A 22,612-nucleotide genomic window follows, 5' to 3' on the forward strand; every position below is an offset into this window, starting at 1 on the left:
CAAGCGAGGAACACCCCATGACCAAGCACGAGCTGTTCGAGCGCCTGAGCGCCATCCTCCAGGAAACCTTCGACATCGAGCCGTCCCGCATCATCCCGGAGGCGCGGCTGCACGATGACCTCGACATCGACAGCATCGACGCCATCGACCTGCTGGTGCGGCTGAAGCCGGTGACGGGCCAGCGCATCTCGCCGGAGGTGTTCCGCTCCGTGCGCACGCTGCAGGACGTGGTGGACGCGCTGTACGGCCTGCTGGGCAGCGACTCCGCGGCGGCGTGAAGCGTCTTCGCCCGGTGTTGTTGGGGCTCTTGAGCCTCGCCTACCCGCCGCTCGTCTATCTGGGGCTGGGCCACTTCGAGCCCCGCTGGATGGCGTTGCCCCTGGCGGCCATGGCGGTGGTGCGCGCGGTGGCCACGCGGGAGAAGATGTGGCTCGCGGCCGCGGTGGGGGCGCTGGTGCTCGCAGGGTCCAGCATGCTGGGCAACCACGCGCTGCCCCTGAAGCTCTACCCGGTGCTGGTGAACGGGGTGCTCCTCGCGGTCTTCGCCACCAGCCTGGCGTATCCGCCCAGCGTGATTGAGCGGCTGGCGCGGCTCCGGGAGAAGGACCTGCCGCCGTCGGGGGTGGCCTACACGCGCCGGGTGACGCAGGTGTGGTGCGGTTTCTTCGTGCTCAACGGCGCGCTCGCGTGCGCCACGGCGCTCTTCGCGAGCGACGCGACCTGGGCGCTCTACAACGGCCTCATCGCCTACGGCCTCATGGGCCTCTTGTTCGCGGGCGAATGGGTGGTGCGGCAGCGGGTGCGCGCACGGCACGCCCATGGCTGAGCCGCTCGCGCTCGAAACCCTCCTCGTCCACGGCCGTCCCGCCGGGCACCCCGTGGCCCGAGGCGAGGACGGCGTGCGGGACTTCGGTGCGTTCCGCGCCCGGGTCGCCGGCTGGCGCGCGGCCTTCACCGCGCACGGCGGCCAGCGCTTCGCCCTCTTCACCGAGGACACCTTCGACTTCGCCACCGCGCTGCTGGGCGCCTGGCACGCGGGCGCGTGCGTCTACCTGCCCGCGGACGCGCGCCCCGCCACGCTGGACGCGCTGAAGGCCCACGTGGACGGCTTCGCGGGCCGGGCTCCGCGGGGCCTGCCGCTGCTCGCGCCCGCGAGGAACGAGGACGGCGCGCCCGCGGTGTTCCCGGCGCTGTCACCCGGAATGTCCGCGCTGGTCGTCTACACGTCCGGCTCCAGCGGCGAGCCCACCGCCATCCCCAAGCGCCTGTCGCAGCTGTCCAGCGAGGTGGCCACGCTGGGCCGGCTGTTCGACGAGGCCGTGGGGGACGCGCCGGTGCTGGCCACGGTGTCGCACCAGCACATCTACGGCCTCTTGTTCCGCGTGCTGTGGCCGCTGACGTCGGGGCGTCCGTTCGACATGCACGCCCTGCCCTATCCGGAGGACATCCTCGCCGCGCTCCAGGCCGGCCCCGGGCTGCTGGTGGCGAGCCCCGCGCACTTGAAGCGGCTGCCGGCGACGCTGGACTGGGCCTCCGTGCGCGGGAACCTGCGCGGGCTGTTCTCCTCCGGCGGGCCGCTCACCCCCGAGGCGCTCCAGGCCTGCCGCGACCTGCTGGGCCGGGCGCCGGTGGAGGTGTACGGCAGCTCGGAGACGGGCGGCGTCGCCTGGCGCCGGCGCGACACGGACGACGCCGCGTCGTGGCGCACCCTGCCGGGCGTGGAGGTGCGCGCGGACGAGGACGCGCTCTGCGTCCGCTCGCCGCACCTGGACCTGCCCCCGGGCGAGTGGTTCACCACGGAGGACCGCGCGCGGCCCGTGCCCGGCGGCTTCGAGCTGTTGGGGCGCCGCGACCGGCTGCTCAAGCTGGAGGAGAAGCGCGTGTCGCTCTCCGCCATGGAGCGCGCGCTGGTGGCCGGGGGGCTCCTGCGTGAAGCGCGGGTGCTGCCCATCGCGGAAGGGCACCGGGTGATTCTGGCGGTGGTGGGCGTGCCGGACGCGGACGGCTGGCGGCTCCAGGAGTCGGGGGGCAGGCGGTCCCTGAGCCAGGCGCTGCGCGAGAAGCTGGCCCCGCATTTCGAGCCCAGTGCCTTGCCGCGCCGGTTCCGGTATCTGGAGGCCATGCCGGTCAACTCGCAGGGCAAATCCACCGAGGCGGCGCTCGCCGCCCTCTTCGACCCGAAGCGTCCCCCGTTCCGCGTGCTGGAGCGCACCAGCGACCGCGCGCTCCTGGCGGTGGACGTGCCCGCGACCTCGCCCTACTTCGACGGGCACTTCCCGGGCTCGCCCATCCTGCCCGGCGTCGTGCAGCTGGAGTGGGCGCTGATGCTGGGCCGCGAGCACTTCGCGCTGCCGCCGGACTTCCTGCGGCTGGAGACGCTGAAGTTCCAGCAGATCATCCCGCCCGGCGCGCAGCTGACGCTGGAGCTCACCTGGGCGAAGGAGTCCGGGCGGCTGGGGTTCAAGTTGACGTCGGCCGCGGGCTCGCACGCCAGCGGCCGCATCGTGTTGGGGGGAGCGGCAGGATGAAGGTCTGCGCGGTGATTCCGGTCTACAACCACGGCGAGGCCGTGGGCGCGGTGGTGAAGTCCGTGCGCAGCCACGGGCTCGACTGCGTGCTGGTGGACGACGGCAGCGAGCCCGGCTGCGCGGCGGTGCTGGACTCCCTGGCGCGCGAGGACAGCGAGCACGTGGAGGTGGTCCGCCTGCCCCGGAACGAGGGCAAGGGCGGCGCGATGATGGCGGGCCTGCGCACGGCCCTCTCGCGGGGCTACAGCCACGCGCTGCAAATCGACGCGGACGGCCAGCACAACGCCAACGACATCCCCCGCTTCCTGGCGCTGTCACAGGCGCAGCCGGACACGCTGGTGTGCGGCACGCCCGTCTATGACGAGTCCGTCCCCAAGGGCCGGCTCTACGGCCGCTACGCCACGCACATCTGGGTGTGGATCAACACGCTGTCGTTCGCCATCCGCGACTCCATGTGCGGCTTCCGCGTGTATCCGCTCCAGCCCACCGTGGCGCTCATCGACTCGGTGAGGATTGGCAAGCGGATGGACTTCGACGTGGAGGTGCTGGTGCGCCTGTTCTGGCGCGGCATGCGCATCCTCAACCAGCCCACCCAGGTGCGCTACCCCACCGACGGCATCTCCCACTTCGACGTGCTCTGGGACAACGTGCGCATCTCCGGCATGCACGCCCGGCTCTTCTTCGGGATGCTGGGCCGGCTGCCCGTGCTGCTCTGGCGCAAGGTGGCCAGATGAAGTCCCGCCATTGGGCGGAGATGGGAGAGACCACCTTCGTCGCCGGCATCTGGATCCTCTATTGGATCCACCGCCTGCTGGGCCGCTGGCCCTTCCGCGTCTGCCTCTACCCGGTGGTGCTGGTGAACTGGCTGCGGCGGCCCGCGCTGCGCCAGGCGTCGCGCCAGTACCTGGAGCGGATGCAGGCCACCACCGGGGCCCTGGGACGCGCGCCCCACTGGCGCGACAGCGTGCGCCACGTGCTGATGTTCGCGGAGACGATGCTGGACAAGCTGCTCGCGGTGAGCGGGCGCTACCGCTTCGAGCGCGTCCGCACCGAGGGGCGCGAGGAGTTCTACCAGGTCGCGAAGTCGGGCCGGGGCGGCATCATCGTCACCGCGCACATGGGCTGCCTGGAGCTGTGCCGCACCATGGCGGAGCGCCGGGGCGAGGTGAAGCTCAACATCCTGGTGCACACCCTGCACGCGGAGCAGTTCAACCGCCTGCTCAAGCGCCTCAACCCGGAGAACGACTTCCGGCTGCTGGAGGTGACGGACATGGGCCCGGCCACCGCCGTCGCGCTGAACGAGCGCGTGGAGGCCGGCGAGTTCGTGGTCATCGCGGGCGACCGCATCCCAGTGAATTCCGCGCAGACCGTCCGCGTCGACTTCCTCGGCCACCCGGCGCCATTTCCGGTGGGCCCCTACGTGCTGGCGGCGCTGCTCAAGTGTCCGCTCTACCTGCTGGGCTGCATCCATGAGGGCAAGGGCTACACCATCCACTTCGAGCGGCTCTTCGAGCGCGTCGTGCTGCCCCGGGGCAAGCGCGAGGAGGCCCTCACCGACTGCGCCCGGCATTACGCGGGCCGGGTGACGGAGCTGCTCAAGCGCGCGCCCTACGACTGGTTCAACTTCTTTCCCTTCTGGGATCAGGTGCATGTCTCCGCGAAGCCCCCCACTTTCTGACACCCCGGTCCGCTTCGACGGCGCGCGGCTGACGCTCGAGGACGTGGGCGCCGTGTCGCGCCGCGAGCGCCCGGTGGAGCTGGGCACCGCCCCGGCCTTCCGCCAGCGCATCGCCAGGGGCGCCGCGTTCCTGGACCGGCTCCTGGCGGAGGACGGCGTCATCTACGGCGTCACCACCGGCTACGGCGACTCCGTGACGGTGTCCATCCCCCCTGCGCTGGTCGCGGAGCTGCCGCACCACCTCTACACGTACCACGGCATCGGCGCGGGCCGGTTCCTCACCCCGGAGGAGACGCGCGCGGTGCTGGCCACGCGGCTGGCGTCGCTGTCGCAGGGCTTCTCCGGCGTGGGCGTGGCGCTCCTCACCCAGCTGGAGCTGTTGCTCAAGCACGACGTGCTGCCCCTGATTCCGGCCGAAGGGTCCGTGGGCGCGTCCGGCGACCTGACGCCCCTGTCCTACGTGGCGGCGGTGCTCTGCGGCGAGCGCGACGTGTGGCACAAGGGCGAGCGCAAGCCCGCGGCGCAGGTGCTGGAGGCGCTGGGCATCGCGCCCCTCAAGCTGCGGCCGAAGGAGGGCCTGGCCATCATGAACGGCACCGCCGTGATGACGGCCCTGGCGTGCCTGGCGTGGGAGCGGGCGGAGTACCTGTCGCGGCTCGCCACGCGGCTCACCGCGTTCAACGTGCTGGCGAGCGCCGGCAACGCGCACCACTTCGACGAGACGCTCTTCGCGGCGAAGCCCCATGCCGGCCAGCAGCGCGTGGCGGCCCGCCTGCGCGCGGACCTCGTCTCGGACCGGCCTTCGCGCAACGAGCAGCGGCTGCAGGACCGGTACTCGCTCAGGTGCGCGCCGCACGTCATCGGCGTGCTGGAGGACGCGCTGCCCTACTTCCGCACCCTCATCGAGAACGAGCTCAACAGCGCCAACGACAACCCGCTCATCGACCCGGACGGCGAGCGGGTGCTGCACGGCGGCCACTTCTACGGCGGCCACATCGCCTTCGCCATGGACGGGCTGAAGAACGCGGTGGCCAACGTGGCGGACCTGCTGGACCGGCAGCTGGCGCTCCTGGTGGACCCGCGCTTCAACCACGGGCTGCCCGCGAACCTCTCCGCGTCCACCGGCGCCCGCGCGGCCATCAACCACGGCCTCAAGGCGGCGCAGATCAGCGTCTCCGCGTGGACCGCGGAGGCGCTGAAGCAGACCATGCCCGCGTCCGTCTTCTCCCGCTCCACCGAGTGCCACAACCAGGACAAGGTGAGCATGGGCACCATCGCCGCGCGCGACTGCCTGCGCGTGCTGGAGCTGACGGAGCAGGTGGCCGCGGTGATGCTCATCGCGGCGCGCCAGGGCGTCACCCTGCGCCAGCGGCTGGACGCGGACGCGAAGCCGGGCCCCGCCCTGGCCGCGATGCACGCGGACCTGGAGGCGCGCATTCCCCTGCTGGTGGAGGACCGGGCGCTGGACGGCGAGCTGCAGGAGCTCCTCACCGCCATCCGCCGCCGGGAGTGGAGGCTGCATGAAGCCTGACCTGAGCTGCGAGCTGGTGATTGATCCGCCGTTCCACGACCTCGACATGATGGAGATCGTCTGGCACGGCCACTACGTGAAGTACCTGGAGCTGGCGCGCGCCGTCCTCCTGCGCAAGCACGACTACGACTGGCCGCAGATGCGCGAGTCCGGGTACGGCTGGCCCGTGGTGGAGATGAAGCTCAAGTACGTCTCCCCCATCTCCTACAAGCAGCGCATCATCGTGCGCGCCGAAATCACCGAGTGGGAGAACCGGCTGCGCTTCGACTACCTGCTGCGCGACGCGGACACCGGCCGCAAGGTGAACCAGGCCCACACCCTCCAGGTCGCGGTCTCCTTGAAGACGGGCGAGATGCAGTACGTCTGCCCGGAAGTCCTCTGGAAGAAGCTGGGAGTGTGGCCGGAATGAAGCCCTTGCTCGTGTTGATGGTGTCGCTGCTGTCGCTCGGCGCCCAGGCGGCGGACCTGGTGAAGGACGTGCGCGCGCGGCTGGTGGACGCGCCGCTGGTGCGCGGTCAGTTCGAACAGAAGAAGACCGTGGCGGGCTTCAAGAAGCCGCTGGTGTCCAAGGGGGACTTCCTCCTGGCCCGCGACCAGGGCGTGCTGTGGAACACCCGCACGCCCTTCGCCTCCACGCTGACGGTCACGCGCAAGTCGCTGAGCGCGCAGCAGGGCACGGGCGGCGCGGCCTACCACCTGGACTCCGCCAAGGAGCCCGCGCTGGCGGCGGTGAACGAGCTGCTCTTCGCCCTGCTGTCCGGCGACATCGCCGCGCTCCAGAAGCGCTTCACGGTGGAGGGCGCGCTGGTGGGTGACAAGGGCTGGAAGCTGGACTTGACGCCCACGGACGCGGGGCTCGCGCGCGTCTTCAAGCACATCCACCTGGAGGGTGACGGGTACGTGCGGCAGGTGCAGCTGGACGAGACGCGCGGCGACAGCAGCGTCATCTCCTTCGAGCAGCTGGCGCAGACGCCTCCCCCCGATGCGACGGAAGCCGAACGCCTTGGCAAATAAGCTGGCCATCCTGTGGGCGCTGGTGGTGCTCGCCGTGGGCGTGCACCAGGTGCACTTCTGGCGCTCCGCGAGCCTGGACACGGACGTGCTCGCGCTCCTTCCGGAGGACGAGCAGGCGCCGGAGGTGGACGCCGCCACGCGCAAGCTGGCCGACGAAGCCGGCCGGCAGCTGGTGCTGCTGGTGGGCGCCAAGGACTGGCCGGGCGCGCAGAAGGCCGCGGACGAGGCCTCGCGCGTGCTGTCGGAGTCCTCCGACCTGCTGGAGCCGGCGGTGGTGGACACCTCCGCGCTGGACGAGGCGGTGGAGTTCTACCGCCCCTACCGCGACCGGCTGCTCACGCCCATGCAGCGCCAGTGGCTGGCGAAGGCGACGCCGGACGAGCTGGGCGGCACGGCGCTGATGAAGCTGTACCAGCCCGCGGGCGCGCAGCTGACGGACTGGAACGCGGACCCGCTGGGGCTGTGGCAGGACTGGTGGCAGGCCCGCGCGGCGGAGACGTCCGCCCGGCCCCGCGACGGACGGATGTGGCTGTCCGGCGAGGGGCGCGAGTGGGTGCTCCTCATGTGGAAGAGCAAGGTGTCCGCCTTCGCGCTGGGAGACAGCTCGCGCGTCACCGCCGTGGTGGAGCAGGCGCGCGCGAAGGTGGAGGCCGCGGTGCCCGGCGGACGGCTGGTGGCCGCGGGCGTGCCGCTCTACGCGGAGGCCGCCGCCTCGCAGGCCAGCTGGGAGATGTCCACCATCGGCTTCGGGTCGCTGGCGGCGGTGCTCATCCTGGTGTGGCTCACCTTCCGCTCGCTGCGGCCCATCATCCTCGTGGGCCTGTCGCTCACGCTGGGCTGCGCGGTGGCGCTCACCGTCACCGCGCTCATCTTCGACCGGGTGCACCTGCTCACGCTCGTCTTCGGCTCCAGCCTGGTGGGCGTGGCGGAGGACTACGGCTTCCACTACTTCGCCGCGCGCCAGGGCAAGGCCCCGTCCGAGCGCGGGCCGGTGATGCGCTCGCTCTTGCCCGGCATGGTGCTCGCGCTCGTCACCAGCGTGGTGGCGTACCTGGCGCTGGGCGTGGCGCCCTTCCCGGGCCTGCGACAGATGGCGGTGTTCTCCGCCGCCGGCCTCACCGGCGCGTTCCTCACCGTGGTGTTCTGGTTCCCCTCGATGGACACGGGCGCCCTGCCCATCACGCCCTTCGCGGAGCGCTTCTCCGCGTCCATCGTCCGCTGGCCGCGCATCGCCTCCACGCCAGCGTGGTGGGCGTCCGGCGCCGTCCTCGCGGTGCTGGTGGCCGTGGGCATCTGGAAGCTGGAGCCCAGGGACGACCTGCGCCAGTTGCAGGGCGCGCCCGCGAACCTCATCGCGGATCAGCGCGAGCTGGGGCGCCTGCTGGGCCTGCCCAGCCCCGCGCAGTTCTTCCTGGTGCAGGGCGACAGCGACGAACAGGTGCTGGAGCGCGAGGCCACGCTGAAGACGAAGCTGGACGCGCTGGTCGCGGAGAAGGTCTTCGCCGGCTACCGCGCCGTGTCCGACTGGCTCCCGTCCGAAGCGCAGCAGCGCGAGGACGCCGCGCTGAGCGCCCGCGCGGAGGCCCTGGCGGTCACCGCCGTCAGCGCCTCCACCGGTGAAGCCCCCACGCGCGCCGCGTTCTCGCAGGAGCCGCTCACCCCCACGCAGTTCCTGTCCGGCCCCGCCGCCAGCGCCATCCGGCAGCAGTGGCTGGGGACGCTGGGCAAGGCGCAGTACAGCGTCCTCATGCTGCGCGGCCTCAACGACCCCAAGGTGCTGCCGCGCCTGGAGGAGGTGGCGAAGGGCCTGGAGGGCGTCCGCTGGGTGGACAAGACGGCGGAGATTTCAGGCCTGCTCTCCCGCTACCGCCTCATCATGGGCTGGCTCATCGTCGCGGGATACCTCGCGGTGCTGCTCACGCTGGTGGCCCGCTTCGGGCGCGAGGCGTGGCGTGCGTGGGTGCCCTCCGTGCTGGGCACGCTCCTGACGCTCGCCATCTTCGGGTGGACGGGCGCGCCGCTGCAGCTCTTCACGGTGCTCGGGCTGGTGCTGCTGCTGGGCATGGGCGTGGACTACGGCATCTTCCTCCTGGAGCACCCCGGGGACGGCTCCGCGTGGCTCGCGGTGGCGCTGGCCGGCGTGAGCACGCTCTTGTCCTTCGGGCTGCTGGGCCTGTCCGCCACGCCCGCGCTGCGCTCCTTCGGCCTCGCCATGCTGCTGGGCGAGGTCACCATCTGGATCATCACCCCCTGCTTCCGTCTTCCACCCGGGAACGCCACACATTGAAAACTGAAACAGCGGACATCCTCATCATCGGGGCGGGCCCCGCGGGCTCCGTCGCGGCCGGCCTCCTTCGCAAGCAGGGACGGGACGTGCTCGTCCTGGAGCGCGAGCAGTTCCCGCGCTTCTCCATTGGCGAGAGCCTGCTGCCGCAGAGCATGGAGTACATCCAGGAGGCCGGCTTCCTCCAGGACGTGGTGGAGGCGGGCTTCCAGTACAAGAACGGCGCGGCCTTCGAGCGCGCCGGCAAGTACACGGACTTCGACTTCCGCGACAAGTTCAGCCCCGGCTGGGGCACCACCTACCAGGTGCAGCGCGCCCGCTTCGACCAGCTCCTGGCCCAGGCCGCGGAGCGCAGGGGCGCCACCGTGCGCTTCCGCCACGAGGTGCTGACCGTGGACTTCTCCAGCGGGCAGCCGGAGGTGACGGCGCGCTCCCCCGAGGGCGAGACGTACCGCGTGAAGGCGCGCTTCCTCCTGGACGCGAGCGGCTTCGGCCGCGTGCTGCCGCGCCTGCTGAACCTGGAGACCCCGTCCAACTTCCCCGTGCGCGGCGCCATCTTCACGCACGTGGCGGACCGCATTCCGCTCGGCACCTTCGACCGGAACAAGATCCGCGTGACGACGCACCCGGAGCACGTGCACGTCTGGTTCTGGACCATCCCCTTCTCCGACGGCCGCTGCTCGCTGGGCGTGGTCGCGAAGAAGGAGTTCCTGGACCAGTACACCGGCACGGACACGGAGCGGCTGCAGGCCATCGTGAAGGAGGCGCCGTCGCTGCAGAACCTCCTGAAGGACGCGGTCTGGGACACGCCCGCGCGCAAGCTCACCGGCTACGCGGCGAACGTGAAGTCGCTGTGGGGCCCGGGCTTCGCGCTCCTGGGCAACGCGGGTGAGTTCCTGGACCCGGTGTTCTCCTCGGGTGTCACCATCGCCTTCAAGTCCGCGAGCCTCGCGTCGGCCTGTATCGCCCGGGAGTTCGCCGGAGAGAAGGTGGACTGGGAGAACGCGTACGCGAAGCCGCTCAAGGCGGGCGTGGACACGTTCCGCGCCTTCGTGGAGTCCTGGTACGAGGGCGGCTTCCAGGACATCATCTTCCACCCGAACCCGTCGGACGACGTGCGCCGGATGATCTCCGCCATCCTCGCCGGCTACGCGTGGGACAAGAACAACCCCTACGTCGCCGACAGCAAGCGGCGCCTGACCGTCCTCGAGGGACTGTGCAAGCCCGCCGCCTGATTCCCGCCCTGCTCGTCGCGGGGCTCGTGGCCTGCACCACCACGCCCCGGCCCCGGCCCGCCCCGCCCGGAGAGCCGCTGCCGGAGCTGCGCCTGGCCCCCGCCGCCCTCGGGGCGTCCGTGAGCCTGGCGCAGCAGCTGGTGTTCGCGCACGAGCAGGACCCGGGCGGCCCCCGCTCCCTGGAGGCCCTCCTGGAGGTGGACCCGGCTCAAATGCAGCTGGCCGGGCTCGCCATGGGCCACCGCATCCTCACCCTGCGCTGGGACGGCAGCCACCTGGACGAGGAGCGCGACCCCCGCCTGCCCGCCCAGTTCAACTCCGCCCTGGTGCTGCGGGACGTGCAGCTCGTCTACTGGCCGGCCGACGCCGTGCGCGCCGCCCTGCCCGAAGGCTGGACGCTGGAGGACGGCCCCGCACGGCGGACCCTGTCGAAGAACGGCAGGGAATGGGTGACGGTGCGCTACGATGGGACGCCGCGCTGGGAAGGGCGCACGCAGCTCACCAACCTGTCCGAGCACTACCAGCTCACCATCGACTCGCACGCCGCGACCGAGTGACACCCCATGCCTCCTCCCGTCTTCCTCAACCAACTGGGTGTCGTCTGCGCGTTGGGCTCCGGGAAGCAGGAGGTAGCCCGGGCGCTGTTCTCGGACACGGTGTCCGGCGTCGCCTCGTATGAAGGCTACGCGGACCGTCCGCTGCACCTGGGCGTCGTCACCGCGAGGCTCGCGGCGCAGGACGCCCTGCCCCCTTCGCAGCACAGCCGCAACAACGCGCTCCTGCTCACGGCCCTGGAGCAGGTGCGCGCCGAGGTGGACGCCGCCGTCACCCGCTTCGGCCCCGCGCGCGTGGCGGTGGTGCTGGGCACCAGCACCTCCGGCATCGGTGAAGGCGAGGCGGCCATCGCCGGCCACCTGGCCACGGGCCAGCTCCCCGCGCGCTTCCACCTGCAACAGCAGGAGCTGGGCGCTCCGGCCCTGGCGCTCGCGCACGTGGTGGGCACCGCCGGCCCCGCCTGCGTCATCTCCACCGCGTGCTCCTCCAGCGCCAAGGCCCTGGCCAGCGCGGCGCGGCTGCTGCGCGCGGGCGCCGTGGACGCGGTGCTCACGGGCGGCGTGGATTCGCTGTGCCGCTTCACCGTGGCGGGCTTCCGCGCGCTGGACTCCGTGAGCGAGGAGCGCTGCAACCCGCTGAGCGCCCACCGCCGCGGCATCAACATCGGCGAAGCGGCGGCGCTCTTCCTGATGACCCGCGAGCCGGGGCCGGTGCGCCTGTCCGGCTGGGGTGAGTCCTCCGACGCGCACCACATCTCCGCGCCGGAGCCCGGCGGCAAGGGCGCCATGGCCGCCATCCAGCAGGCCCTCCAGCGCGCGGGGATTCCGCCGGCGCAGGTGGACTACGTGAACCTGCACGGCACCGCGACGCCGCAGAACGACGCCATGGAGAGCCGCGCGGTGCACGCGCTGCTGGGACCGGGCGTGAAGGCCAGCTCCACCAAGCCGCTCACCGGCCACACGCTGGGGGCCGCGGGCGCGCTGGAGGCGGCCTTCGCGTACCTCACGCTGGTGGACAACCCGGAAGGAAGGCTGCCCGGGCACTTCTGGGACGGCGCCGTGGACGGCTCGCTTCCGGCGCTGTCGCTGGTGAGGCCCGGTGAGTCGCTGGGGCGCCCGGTGAAGACCGTGCTGAGCAACTCGTTCGCCTTCGGGGGCAGCAACGCCGCCCTCGTGCTGGAGCGCGCATGATGCGCATCGTGATTGATCAGCCCATCGAGGAGCTGGTGCCCCATGAGGGGCGCATGCGGCTGCTCGACCGCGTCCTGGAGGGCGACGCGGACTCGCTGCTCGCGGAGGTCACCGTGCGCGAGGACAGCCTCTTCCACGCCGACGGCGTCGTGGGCGGCTGGGTGGGCATCGAGTACATGGCGCAGGCCGTGGCCGCGTGGGCCGGGTGGCACGCGCGCAAGCGCGGCGGGACGCCCCGGGTGGGCTTCCTGCTGGGCACGCGCCGCTACGAGTGCAGCCGCCCCGTCTTCAAGGTGGGGGAGACCCTGCGCGTGGAGGTCCACCGCCAGTTCTCCGCGGACAACGGGCTGGGCCAGTTCGACTGCACCTTGCGCATCGGGGCGGAGCAGGTGGCCACGGCGGCGCTGACGGTCTACGAGCCGCAACCGGGGCAGGACCTGGGAAGGGGCAACACAGATGGGTGACAAGACGGTGCTGGTGACGGGCTCCAGCCGGGGCATCGGCCGCGCCATCGCGCTGCGCCTGGCCCGCGACGGCTACGACGTCGTGGTCCACTGCCGCAGCAAGCGCGAAGAGGCCGAAGCGGTGGCCGCCCAGGTGCGCGAGGCGGGCCGCGCGTCGCGCGTGCTCCAGTTCGACGTGGCGGACCGCGCCTCCACCCAGGCCGCGCTGCTTCAGGACGTGGAGACCCACGGCTGCTACTACGGCGTGGTGTGCAACGCGGGCATCGCTCGCGACAACGCCTTCCCGGCCATGACGGCGGAGGAGTGGGACGGCGTCATCCACACCAACCTGGACGCCTTCTACAACGTGCTCAACCCGCTCACGATGCCCATGGTGCGCCGCCGGAAGCCCGGCCGCATCGTCACGCTGTCGTCCGTGTCCGGGCTCATGGGCAACCGGGGCCAGGTGAACTACAGCGCCGCCAAGGCGGGCATCATCGGCGCCACCAAGGCGCTGGCGGTGGAGCTGGCCAAGCGCGACATCACCGTCAACTGCGTGGCGCCCGGCCTCGTGGACACGGAGATGGTGCCTCCGGAGGTCTTGGAGGAGGCGCTGAAGCTCATTCCCGCCCGCCGCATGGGCAGGCCCGAGGAGGTCGCCGCCGCGGTGGCGTTCCTCATGTCCGAGGACGCGGGCTACATCACGCGGCAGGTGATTTCGGTGAACGGGGGGATGATCGGATGAAGCGCGTGGTCGTCACCGGAGTGGGAGCGCTCAGCCCCCTGGGCCATGACTGGAAGACGGTCGAGGCGTCGCTGCGCGCGCGCCAGAACGCCGTCCAGGTGATGGAGCCCTGGAAGGCCTACGAGGGGCTGAACACGCGGCTGGGTGCGCCGGCCATGCCCTTCGACCTGCCGCCGTCCACGTACTCGCGCAAGACGACGCGCACCATGGGCCGCGTGGCGCTGATGGCGACGCGGGCCAGTGAGCTGGCGCTCCAGGACGCGGGCCTCTTGGGCAGCCCCCTGGTGAAGAGCGGCAGGCTGGGCATCGCCTACGGCTCCTCCGCGGGGACGCCGGAGAACATGGGCGACTTCGGCAAGATGATCACCCACAAGACGACGGAGGGCATCACCGCGACGACGTACCTGCGGATGATGTCCCATACGGCGGCGGTGAACATCGGCGTCTTCTTCGGCATCACCGGGCGCATCATCACCACGTCCAGCGCGTGCACGTCCGGCAGCCAGGGTATCGGCTACGCCTACGAGGCCATCAAGCTGGGCCGCCAGGTGGCGATGCTCGCGGGCGGCGCGGAGGAGCTGGACGCCACGGGCGCGGCGGTGTTCGACACGCTGTTCGCCACCAGCACCCGGCACAACGAAGCGCCGCGCCAGTCCCCCCGCCCCTTCCACGCCGAGCGCGATGGTCTGGTGCTGGGCGAGGGCGCGTGCACCCTGGTGCTGGAGGAGCTGGAGCACGCGAAGGCGCGCGGCGCGACCATCCACGCGGAGCTCCTGGGCTACGGCACCAACAGCGACGGCCGCCACGTGACGCAGCCCAACGCGGACACCATGGCGGAGGCGATGCGGCTGGCGCTGGAGGACGCGGGCGTGCCGGCCTCCGCCATCCCCTACGTCAACGCGCACGGCACCGCCACGGACACGGGCGACGTGATGGAGAGCGCGGCGACGAAGGCCGTCTTCGGGGAGAAGGTCGCCATCTCCAGCCTCAAGAGCTACATGGGCCACACGCTGGGGGCCTGTGGGGCGCTGGAGGCGTGGATGACCATCCAGATGATGCGCTCGGACTGGTTCGCGCCCACGCTGCACCTGACGGCGGAGGCCGTGGATCCGAAGTGCGCGCCCCTGGACTATGTCATGGGCGAGGGACGTGCATTGCAGACGGACCTGGTGATGAGCAACAACTTCGCCTTCGGCGGCATCAACACGTCGTTGATCTTCCGCCGCTGGCCTTGATGAGTGGAGACCTCGCCATGAAGAAAGCCCTCCTGTTGCTGGCCCTGACCGCCGCGAGCCCCGCGCTGGCGCGCGACACCGTGACCAAGGTGAAGCTGGCGGACGTGCTCGCCCTGCCCGAGGCGAAGGAGAAGCTGGACGGTTCGGTGAAGTTCTACCTGGACGGCGCGAAGACGCCCAACGTGCTGAAGAGCCTGGGCAGCGACACCGCGAACAAGAAGACCAACAGCGTGGGCAAGTCGGACGAGTACGCCTGCAAGTGGGCCGCCCTCTCCGCGCTCATCTCCCTGCAGGAGGGCGCGAAGAAGAACGGCGCCAACGCGGTGGTGAACATCATCAGCTACTACAAGAAGGTGGAGTCCAAGAGCGCCACCGAAATCGAGTGCCACGCCGGCAGCTTCGTCACCGGCGTCGCGCTCAAGGGCGACTACGCCACCGTCGCCAAGTAGTCCCCGGGGCAGCCAGCGCGGTGGGCTCTACCGCCGCGCCGGCACCTCGATGCGGCAGACGCTCGCGGGCGCCAGGTCCCGCGAGCGCATCCAGGACTCCAGCTCCCTGTCGATGCGCGCCGCGGCCTCCGCGTCGAAGCGGCGGTTGTCCTGGAGTTCCCAGCCCCGTGGGGAGTTGCCCGAGTAGCCGTTCACCGTGGGCACGCCGCGCTCGGCGGAGGCCCAGATGGCATCCAGGTGGTACTTCCACTCCGGGGCCTCGCCGGACGTCGGCGCGTAGAAGAAGGCCGCGCAGCCGGGCGCGATGCGCGCGGCCACCGCCTCCACGTCCGCGCGGGACTCGTGCCGGTCATAGGCGGGGCCGGAGAGGCCCTGCTCCAGGAGGCACAGCGCGCCCAGGCCCACCGCCAGCGCCGCGCGCCCGGACTCCCACTGCCGCTGGAGGAACAGCGCCAGCCCCACGGCCGCGGGCACCAGCAGCCACACGCCGATGCGGGCCAGCGCCCGGATGGCCGCCGCGCCGGGCACGCCGTGGAAGATGAACCACCAGGGCGTATGGCCGCCGGTGTAGCGCGACGCGAGCAACAGGGAGGCAACCGCCAGGACGAGCAGCACCCGCACCGCCGGCCTCGAGCGCGCCCGCCACAGGCCCAGGCCCGCCAGCACCGGGGTGACGAGGCCCAGGCCCAGCCGGTGCTCCCACGACATGTGGATGCGCTGGAACTGGGAGAAGCCGTTCGTCCACCCGTACAGCCAGCTGTCCTGCCCCACGAAGAACCAGCTCCAGAAGCGCGGCACCATGGGAGAGACATCCGCGAAGGTGCGCAGCCCCACCGTGCTGATGGCCTGCCGCGAGTGCAGGACGAGCGGCGCGAGCAGCGCCAGCCCCACGACGCCGAAGCCCGCGAGCGCCGGCAGGTGGCACCGCAGTGCCGTCATCAGCGGCCCGCGCGTGTCCCGCATGACGAGTCCGGCGATGAACGCCAGCAGCAGGAAGAAGAAGAGGAACCAGCCCCAGTAGAAGCCCGCGTAGAGCTGCGCCACGAACGCGCCCACCAGCAGCGCGGCCCAGGCCACCCCGCGCCGCCGGTCCGTCTCCGGCCGCGTCAGCGCGACGACCGCGCCCACGGCCAGCAGCGCGAAGAACTGGCCCTCCAGCTGCGGGTGGTTGAGCTGGTTGATGCGCGGCGCGCCGGCGGTGAAGAGCAGCGCGCCCACGACCGAGGGAAGGACGCCCAGGCCAAACCCGCGCCGCAACAGCCACACCGCGGAGCCGTAGTTGAGCGCCGCCATGGTGAGCGCCCACAGCTGCCACGACACGTCCGCGCCCAGACCGAGGACGCGCCACGCCCAGTAGAACGGCGCCACGCCCAGGAGCACGTCGGAGAACGCGGCGACATTGGGCTCGGGGTGGAACATCGGCGGGTCCCAGAAGCGCGCGTGCGCCGGGTCGCCGGATACGAAGCGCCAGCCGTGCTCCAGGATGTAGTGGTTGAAGCGGATGTCACCCTCGTCGCCCTGCACGAGCCGCAGCCCGGACAGGATGGCGGGGTGATGCGACAGCAGGAGCGCCAGCACACCGCCAGCAATGATGAACAGGACGGTCCGGGTGCGTTCCGAGGCGGCGGTTGCCATGAGCGCCGGGAGCGTTAACACACCGACACTGTCCCGGGAACGACGGAGCGCCCACGAAGCGCCCTCCGTCATGGCCTCCGGGAAGGTCAGCGCACCGGCAGGTCCAACCAGGACGGCCCGCCCAGCGTCAGCGTCGCGCCGGTCGTGTTGGCGTCCAGGTAGAGCGGGTCCTCCGTGTCCACGACGAGCGCCAGCCGGTGCAGCACGGGGACGTCGTAGGCCGTGGCGGGGAACACCAGGTCCAGGTCCAGAGGCACGCCCGGCGTCGCGCCCTTCCAGGAGAGGGGGACGTGGGTGATGAGCCCGCCGTAGTCGCCCAGCAGGTCATACAGGTACGCGACGACCGTGCCGGACGCGGTGGACGGAGTGACGCGCAGCCGCAGGCTGGCCGAGCCCCGGATGGAGATGCCGCTCAGCGTGGGGGACGACGTCCAGACGCCCGCGTTGAGGCGGTTGACGCCCGGCAGCCAGACCACGGGCGGGATGCCCGTCAGCGCCTGGAGCCCGTTGGTGAGGAGCGCCACGCCCGCGTCGGCGTCGGTGTCGAAGCCGGACCAGACGACGCGCGAGCTCCCCGACGTGGGCGCGCCGCCCAGCGTGCCGGTGCCATCCAGGAGGCGGATGGCGCCCAGCCCGTGGCGCTGCGTGCCCGTGGAGACCTGGGCCCAGGACGCATGGCCCTCCACGTCACCGTCATAGGTGCGCAACACCACGGGCGCCTCGCGGGAGATGCCGGTGTCCATGCCCGCGACGTACTGGTCCATCCAGCGCGTGACGCTCGTCCACACGCCATTGGGCAGGCCCAGCAGGCCGGTGGCCTCCACGACGGCGTGGTCGCCCGGAGCAAGCTCCAGCCGCTTGGGCCCCGCGAGCTGGCCATAGAACGACACGAGCTGGTTGGGGGGGAAGAGGCTGTCGCCATAGGCATTGGCCATCAGGATGGCTGGCTTGTTGGCGTTGATGCGCGACAGGTATGTGGCCGCCGAGCGCACGCGGCCCCAGGCCTTGATGGACTCGATGTTCCGGTTGGCGAAGTAGTCGTTGATGGTCGTGCTCAGCTCGGGGCTCGGCCGGCCCAGCAGCGTCGCGGCGAGGTTGAGCAGCGCCACGGCCTGCGGCCGCCGCGTCTCTCCGCCGAACAGCGACGCCACCAGGTCCGACCAGCCGGAGAGCGCCGCCACCGCCTTCACCCGTGAGTCGAAGCCGGAGGCGATAAGCGAGATGCCCGCGCCATAGGAGACACCCGCGAGCCCGATGCGAGCGGGATTGGCGGTCGTGTTGGCGAGCATCCAATCAATGACACGCGAGGTGTCCGCGATGTCCAAGGGGCCGGCCGTATCGATACCACCGCCAGAGGCCCAGAAGCCACGCGGCGTATAGGAAAGCGCCACATAGCCCTTCTGCGCCAGCGCGTTGGCCTGGGCCAGATACTCCAGGTCGTTGAGTCCCCAGCTCGAGATGAAGACCACGGCCGGGTGCGGCCCGGGCGTCGCGGGCGCGATGTAGTTGGCCTTGAGGACGACGCCGTCGCTCCCGGGGATGTCCACGAACCGGAAGCCCGTGGTGGGGACGGCGGCCTGCGCCGGACCGGCGAGCACCACCCAAACAAACAACAGCTTGCACCACGCAGGGAGTTTCAAAGTCATTGAGACACCTCGGGCGACTGGGGGATTGAAGCGTGGCCATCCTGAGACCCGTTGATTTTCGAGTCAACAGACGGACAAGAATTCCCAGATTTCAAAACCAACCACGATGGTTGTTATCTCAGAGCAGTTTCTTTCCCAACACGTCGAAGGCCTCGACGCGGGTCGCGGCGGCGGGACTGGCTCGATACTCCTCGGAGAGCAGGGTCCAGATCATCACGTCGCGGAGTACGCCGTCGGGTGCGACGAGCCGCTGTCGCAGCGTGCCCTCGTGAACGAATCCCAGCCTCCGGGCGACCTCCGCGCTGCGGAGGTTGCGCGGATCACAATGGATCTCCACCCGGCGCACGCCCTCCACCTCGAAGGCGACGCGGGTGAGCGCCCCGGCCGCTTCGGTCGCCAATCCCCGGCCCGTGTGACGGGCGGACATCCAATAGCCAATCTCCAGGGCCCCCTCGCCCACCCGGGGATGCAGGCCCGTGCCGCCCAGAACCTCGGCGCCGTCGCGGCTGAACACACCGTAGGCGAAGTCCTGTCCCAGGTCGAAGAGCCCGCGCATCCGGCGCAGCTGCCCGGCCTGCTGCGCCTCGTTCATTGGATAGCGCTTCGCCCACTCCATCCATGGACGCAGGTGCTCCAGGTTGGCTTCGATGGCGCGCAGTGCCAGCCCTGCGTCGGAGGGGGACCAGCAGCGGAGCACGGCGTGCTCGGTCTGGACTGTGTACGCAGGACGAAACGCGGTGGAAGTCATACGGCCCTCGAGTGGTCAGAGACATTGTATGCGAAGGTTCCACGCGCTCACGTTCACCGCCGCGCTGCTCGTGAGCGGCCCTGTGTTCGCTTGCGAAACATGCCGGCCCGAGGTGGAGGCCGGCATCTTCAAAGAGCACTTCTGGGGCAGGCTGGCCCTCACGCTGCTGCCGTTCGGCGTCGTCCTGTGCGGCGTTGCTGCTCGCGGGCGGAGCGCTGGTGCGGGCGGGGCGTGAGGACGTCACGCCCCGGGGACGAGGGCCGCACGCGGAAGGGCTGCCCAACGACGGACGTCCATGATCCCACCGCTGGCGCCCACCCTGGAACAAGGCGAACTGGCCGGATGTCCCTCCGCGCCCTGCTCATGACGCTCGCGGCCGCCGCGGCCCCAGCCGGGCTGGCGCTGCTGAGCCTGGATCTCTGAAACACCGCGAGAGCGACGGACACCTGGAATGCAATGGGCGGGATGAAACCGCCGTTTGCGCTGTTGGGGACACGCCCGCGTGCGCCAGAGTGCGCCACCCCGTTACGGGCACATCCAGGAGCCCCCATGTCGTTCCGTCCCAGACCGCCGTTTGGCGCCGCGCGCATGACGCTCGGCGTCTGCGCGACCGCGCTCATCAGCGCGTGCGCCTCCACCTCGCCCGCGGAGAAGTCCCCGCCGCCGGCACAGACCGCCGCCACCCCGGCTCCCGCCGCCCCCGCCGGGCCCAAGCCGTACTTCGGGAGCTTCGGCGTCGACACGCCGGGCATGGACACCGCCGTCGCCCCCGGCGATGACTTCTACCGCTACGTCAACGGCAAGTGGGTGGAGGCCACGGAGATTCCTCCGGACCGCTCCGCCTTCGGCATGTTCACGCGCCTGGCGGAGGACGCCGCGAAGCAGACGCGCGACATCCTGGAGGCCGCCGCGAAGTCGGACGCCCCCGCCGGCAGCGAGGAGCGCAAGCTGGGTGACTTCTACGCCAGCTTCATGGACGAGGCCGCCATCGAGGCGAAGGGCGCCACGCCGCTCAAGCCGGAGTTGGACCGCATCGCGGCCGTCTCCAACCGCAAGGCGCTGGCGTCGCTGTTGGGCACCACGCTGCGCAGCGACGTGGATCCGCTCAACACCGGCTCGGCCACCACGGACCGCCTCCTGGGCCTCTGGGTGGCGGAGGACCTGAACGACCCCAGCCGCTACGCCGCCTACCTGCTCCAGGGCGGCCTGGGCCTGCCGGACCGCGACTTCTATCTGAAGGACACGCCGCGCTTCAAAGAGGTGCGGGAGAAGTACCAGCAGCACATCGCGGCCCAGCTGAAGAACGCCGGCATCCCCGACGCGGAGGCGAAGGCCCGCGCCATCTTCGGCCTGGAGATGAAGATCGCCCAGATCCACTGGCCGGCGCAGGACACGCAGGACGTGGCGAAGGTGAACAACCCCTGGAAGCAGGCGGACTTCGCGAAGAAGGCGCCCGGCATGGACTGGGCCGCGTACTTCGCGAGCGCGGGCCTGGCCTCCCAGAAGGACTTCATCGTCTGGCAGCCGTCCGCCATCACCGGCATCGCGAAGCTGGTGGGCAGCGAGCCCTTGCAGACGTGGAAGGACTACCTGGCCTTCCACGCCATCATGCAGGGCGCCCCCAACCTGTCGAAGGCCTTCGTGGACACAGGCTTCGACTTCAACGGCAAGACGCTCTCCGGCGCGCAGCAGCTGAGCGACCGGTGGAAGCGCGCCGTGACCTTCACCAACGGCGCCATGGGCGAGGCCGTGGGCAAGCGCTACGTGGAGAAGCACTTCCCGCCCGCCGCCAAGGCCGAGGCGGACCAGATGGTGCGCAACATCCTGGCCGCGCTGGGGCGCCACATCGACGCGCTCGAGTGGATGTCTCCGGAGACCAAGGCCCGCGCCAAGGAGAAGCTGGGCACGGTGCAGGTGGGCATTGGCCACCCGGACACCTGGCGTGACTACTCCGGCCTGGAGATCGTGAAGGGAGACGCCTTCGGCAACGCGGAGCGCGCGGAGCTCTTCGAGCACAAGCGCAACCTGGCCAAGCTGGGCAAGCCCGTGGACCGCAAGGAGTGGTTCATGACGCCCCAGGAGGTCAACGCGCTCAACTCGCCGCAGCAGAACTCCATCATCTTCCCGGCCGCCATCCTCCAGCCCCCGTTCTTCGACCCGAACGCGGATCCGGCCGTGAACTACGGCGGCATCGGCTCCGTCATCGGGCACGAAATCGTCCACAGCTTCGACGACGTGGGCGCGCAGTTCGACGCGAAGGGCAAGCTGTCCAACTGGTGGACGCCCAAGGACCTGGCGCAGTTCCAGGCCGCGGGCAAGGCGCTGGCCGCCCAGTTCGACGCGTACAAGCCCCTGCCGGACATGAACGTGAACGGCGAGCTGACGCTGGGTGAGAACATCGCGGACGTGGCGGGCGTCTCCATCGCGCACGACGCCTACGTGATGTCGCTCGAGGGCAAGCCCGCGCCCACCCTGGAGGGCTTCACGGGCGATCAGCGCTTCTTCCTGGGCTTCGCGCAGGTGTGGCGCAACAAGTTCCGCGAGCCGCTGCTGCGCCGGCTGCTCGTGACGGACGGCCACTCGCCCGGCATGTTCCGCGCGGCCACCGTGCGCAACGTGGATGCGTGGTACCCGGCGTTCGACGTGAAGCCGGGCCAGGGCCTGTACCTGGCGCCGGAGCAGCGCGTGAAGGTCTGGTAGTTGGAAGTCTCCTGCACCGGGCGCACGAAGACCGTGCGTCCGGTGCACTGGTGCCAGGCGCGGCGCGGGCGCACGGTGGGGACATGACCTCGACCCTGCACTCGCCCCCTGTCGCTGCCCCTGCCGCGCATCACCGTGGCGCAGGCGTGGCACCCGCGCTTCGACCGCGACCCCGCTCACGCCTGGCTGCGGAAGACAGTGAAGGCGCTCTGCGAGCCGCCCACGCTCGGCGCTACCCCGTGACGAGCGCGAGCGAGAAGCCGTCGTAGCCCTTGCTGCCCACCGTCTGCACGGCGGTGGCGCTCACGCGGGGCTCGGCGGCCACGGCTTCAAAGAAGCGGCGCATGCCCTGGATGTTCGCGTCGGCGCTGGCCGCGTCCACGATGCCGCCCTTGCGCACGACGTTGTCCGTGATGATGACGCTGCCCTGGCGCGACAGCTTCAGCGCCCACGCGAAGTACTCCGCCGTGCGCACCTTGTCCGCGTCGATGAAGGTCAGGTCGAACGGCTCCTGGCCCTCCTCCTCCAACTGGGCGAGCGTGTCCACCGCGTTGCCCAGCCGCACCTCCACCACGCCGGACAGGCCCGCCCGCGCGATGTTCTCCCGGGCCACCTCCGCGTGCTTGGGCACCGCCTCCAGCGTGATGATGCGGCCCCCCGGCGGCAGCGCCCGCGCCAGCCACAGCGTGCTGTAGGCCCCCAGCGTACCCACCTCCAGGATGCGCTTCGCCCCGTGCATCCGGGCCAGCAGCATCAGCAGCTTGCCCTGGTTCGGCGCCACGTTGATGGCGGGCAGCCCCGCCTTCGCGCTCGCCTCCAGGGCCGCCTCCAGCATGGCGTCCGGCGCCACCATGTGGTCGGTGATGTAGCGGTCGACCTGGGTCCACTGCTCCTGGCTCATGCGTCCTCCTTGGAAGTGGGAAGTGGACCTCTCCTAACGACCCCGCGCCGCCGAAAAACCCTTGCGGGCGAAACTTTAAAGATCGCGCTGCGACA

22 protein-coding genes are annotated in these 22,612 nt (G+C 71.0%); 18 read left to right on the forward strand and 4 right to left on the reverse strand.

Going from position 1 to position 22,612, the window contains the following annotated elements; translation table 11 throughout:
• Positions 1 to 17: 17 nt before the first annotated feature.
• Genes KYK13_RS28415 through KYK13_RS28490 form a run of 16 tightly spaced genes read left to right on the forward strand, consistent with a single transcriptional unit; the run spans position 18 to position 14,887 of the window.
• Positions 18 to 278, forward strand: a complete 261-nt coding sequence (locus KYK13_RS28415) for an acyl carrier protein (RefSeq protein WP_223635846.1) — start codon at positions 18 to 20, stop codon at positions 276 to 278.
• Positions 275 to 826 (forward strand): hypothetical protein, encoded by a 552-nt coding sequence (locus tag KYK13_RS28420; RefSeq protein ID WP_223635849.1) that lies wholly within the window; start codon positions 275 to 277, stop codon positions 824 to 826. The genes KYK13_RS28415 and KYK13_RS28420 overlap by 4 nt, the downstream gene beginning before the upstream one ends.
• Positions 819 to 2,528, forward strand: a complete 1,710-nt coding sequence (locus tag KYK13_RS28425) for an AMP-binding protein (protein WP_223635852.1) — start codon at positions 819 to 821, stop codon at positions 2,526 to 2,528. The genes KYK13_RS28420 and KYK13_RS28425 overlap by 8 nt, the downstream gene beginning before the upstream one ends.
• Positions 2,525 to 3,262 carry a glycosyltransferase family 2 protein gene (locus KYK13_RS28430; protein ID WP_223635855.1) on the forward strand — a complete coding sequence of 246 codons (738 nt, stop codon included), beginning with the start codon at positions 2,525 to 2,527 and terminating at the stop codon, positions 3,260 to 3,262. The genes KYK13_RS28425 and KYK13_RS28430 overlap by 4 nt, the downstream gene beginning before the upstream one ends.
• Complete coding sequence (locus KYK13_RS28435; RefSeq protein WP_223635858.1) at positions 3,259 to 4,206, forward strand: acyltransferase; 948 nt, start codon at positions 3,259 to 3,261, stop codon at positions 4,204 to 4,206. The genes KYK13_RS28430 and KYK13_RS28435 overlap by 4 nt, the downstream gene beginning before the upstream one ends.
• Entirely contained in the window at positions 4,178 to 5,737 is a 1,560-nt protein-coding gene (gene hutH / locus KYK13_RS28440) for a histidine ammonia-lyase (protein ID WP_223635861.1), read from the forward strand. Before KYK13_RS28435 ends, hutH begins: the two co-directional genes overlap by 29 nt.
• Entirely contained in the window at positions 5,727 to 6,146 is a 420-nt protein-coding gene (locus KYK13_RS28445) for a thioesterase family protein (RefSeq protein ID WP_223635864.1), read from the forward strand. Before hutH ends, KYK13_RS28445 begins: the two co-directional genes overlap by 11 nt.
• A complete protein-coding gene (locus tag KYK13_RS28450; RefSeq protein WP_223635867.1) occupies positions 6,143 to 6,751 on the forward strand; it encodes an outer membrane lipoprotein carrier protein LolA in 609 nt (202 codons plus the stop codon). The genes KYK13_RS28445 and KYK13_RS28450 overlap by 4 nt, the downstream gene beginning before the upstream one ends.
• Positions 6,741 to 9,038, forward strand: a complete 2,298-nt coding sequence (locus tag KYK13_RS28455) for an MMPL family transporter (RefSeq protein ID WP_223635870.1) — start codon at positions 6,741 to 6,743, stop codon at positions 9,036 to 9,038. The genes KYK13_RS28450 and KYK13_RS28455 overlap by 11 nt, the downstream gene beginning before the upstream one ends.
• The gene (locus KYK13_RS28460; protein WP_223635872.1) at positions 9,035 to 10,270 is read left to right on the forward strand and encodes an NAD(P)/FAD-dependent oxidoreductase; all 1,236 of its coding nucleotides are present in this window, start codon (positions 9,035 to 9,037) and stop codon (positions 10,268 to 10,270) included. Before KYK13_RS28455 ends, KYK13_RS28460 begins: the two co-directional genes overlap by 4 nt.
• Positions 10,252 to 10,827, forward strand: coding sequence for a DUF3261 domain-containing protein (locus tag KYK13_RS28465; protein ID WP_223635874.1), 576 nt, complete (start codon positions 10,252 to 10,254; stop codon positions 10,825 to 10,827). The genes KYK13_RS28460 and KYK13_RS28465 overlap by 19 nt, the downstream gene beginning before the upstream one ends.
• Positions 10,828 to 10,833: 6 nt before the next feature.
• Entirely contained in the window at positions 10,834 to 12,015 is a 1,182-nt protein-coding gene (locus KYK13_RS28470) for a beta-ketoacyl-ACP synthase (protein ID WP_223635877.1), read from the forward strand.
• On the forward strand, positions 12,012 to 12,479 hold the full coding sequence (locus tag KYK13_RS28475; RefSeq protein ID WP_223635880.1) for a hotdog family protein: 468 nt from the start codon (positions 12,012 to 12,014) through the stop codon (positions 12,477 to 12,479). The genes KYK13_RS28470 and KYK13_RS28475 overlap by 4 nt, the downstream gene beginning before the upstream one ends.
• Positions 12,472 to 13,203: a 3-oxoacyl-ACP reductase FabG gene (fabG, locus tag KYK13_RS28480; protein ID WP_223635883.1), complete on the forward strand. Its 732-nt coding sequence runs from the start codon at positions 12,472 to 12,474 to the stop codon at positions 13,201 to 13,203. The genes KYK13_RS28475 and fabG overlap by 8 nt, the downstream gene beginning before the upstream one ends.
• Positions 13,200 to 14,438 (forward strand): beta-ketoacyl-ACP synthase, encoded by a 1,239-nt coding sequence (locus tag KYK13_RS28485; RefSeq protein WP_223635885.1) that lies wholly within the window; start codon positions 13,200 to 13,202, stop codon positions 14,436 to 14,438. The genes fabG and KYK13_RS28485 overlap by 4 nt, the downstream gene beginning before the upstream one ends.
• A 17-nt stretch (positions 14,439 to 14,455) precedes the next feature.
• Positions 14,456 to 14,887 carry an excinuclease ATPase subunit gene (locus tag KYK13_RS28490; protein ID WP_223635888.1) on the forward strand — a complete coding sequence of 144 codons (432 nt, stop codon included), beginning with the start codon at positions 14,456 to 14,458 and terminating at the stop codon, positions 14,885 to 14,887.
• Between the two features lie 27 nt (positions 14,888 to 14,914).
• Here the strand turns inward: KYK13_RS28490 and KYK13_RS28495 are convergent, their stop codons facing one another.
• The 3 genes from KYK13_RS28495 to KYK13_RS28505 all read right to left on the reverse strand — a co-directional run bounded on the left by KYK13_RS28495 (position 14,915) and on the right by KYK13_RS28505 (position 18,865).
• Positions 14,915 to 16,522, reverse strand: a complete 1,608-nt coding sequence (locus tag KYK13_RS28495; protein ID WP_223635890.1) for a hypothetical protein — start codon at positions 16,520 to 16,522, stop codon at positions 14,915 to 14,917.
• 86 nt (positions 16,523 to 16,608) lie between these two features.
• Positions 16,609 to 18,168, reverse strand: a complete 1,560-nt coding sequence (locus KYK13_RS28500) for a CocE/NonD family hydrolase (protein ID WP_223635892.1) — start codon at positions 18,166 to 18,168, stop codon at positions 16,609 to 16,611.
• A gap of 118 nt (positions 18,169 to 18,286) precedes the next feature.
• Positions 18,287 to 18,865 carry a GNAT family N-acetyltransferase gene (locus KYK13_RS28505; RefSeq protein WP_223635894.1) on the reverse strand — a complete coding sequence of 193 codons (579 nt, stop codon included), beginning with the start codon at positions 18,863 to 18,865 and terminating at the stop codon, positions 18,287 to 18,289.
• 79 nt (positions 18,866 to 18,944) lie between these two features.
• On the opposite strand from KYK13_RS28505, the gene KYK13_RS28510 reads away from it, so the two are divergent.
• Both KYK13_RS28510 and KYK13_RS28515 read left to right on the forward strand, forming a co-directional pair.
• A complete protein-coding gene (locus KYK13_RS28510; RefSeq protein ID WP_223635896.1) occupies positions 18,945 to 19,151 on the forward strand; it encodes a hypothetical protein in 207 nt (68 codons plus the stop codon).
• Between the two features lie 314 nt (positions 19,152 to 19,465).
• Entirely contained in the window at positions 19,466 to 21,616 is a 2,151-nt protein-coding gene (locus KYK13_RS28515; protein ID WP_223635898.1) for a M13 family metallopeptidase, read from the forward strand.
• Positions 21,617 to 21,848: 232 nt separating this feature from the next.
• On the opposite strand, the gene KYK13_RS28520 is transcribed toward KYK13_RS28515, so the two are convergent.
• Positions 21,849 to 22,517: an O-methyltransferase gene (locus KYK13_RS28520; RefSeq protein ID WP_223635901.1), complete on the reverse strand. Its 669-nt coding sequence runs from the start codon at positions 22,515 to 22,517 to the stop codon at positions 21,849 to 21,851.
• Positions 22,518 to 22,612 lie beyond the last annotated feature (95 nt).

This window comes from Corallococcus sp. EGB, assembly GCF_019968905.1.
Classification (GTDB): domain Bacteria; phylum Myxococcota; class Myxococcia; order Myxococcales; family Myxococcaceae; genus Corallococcus.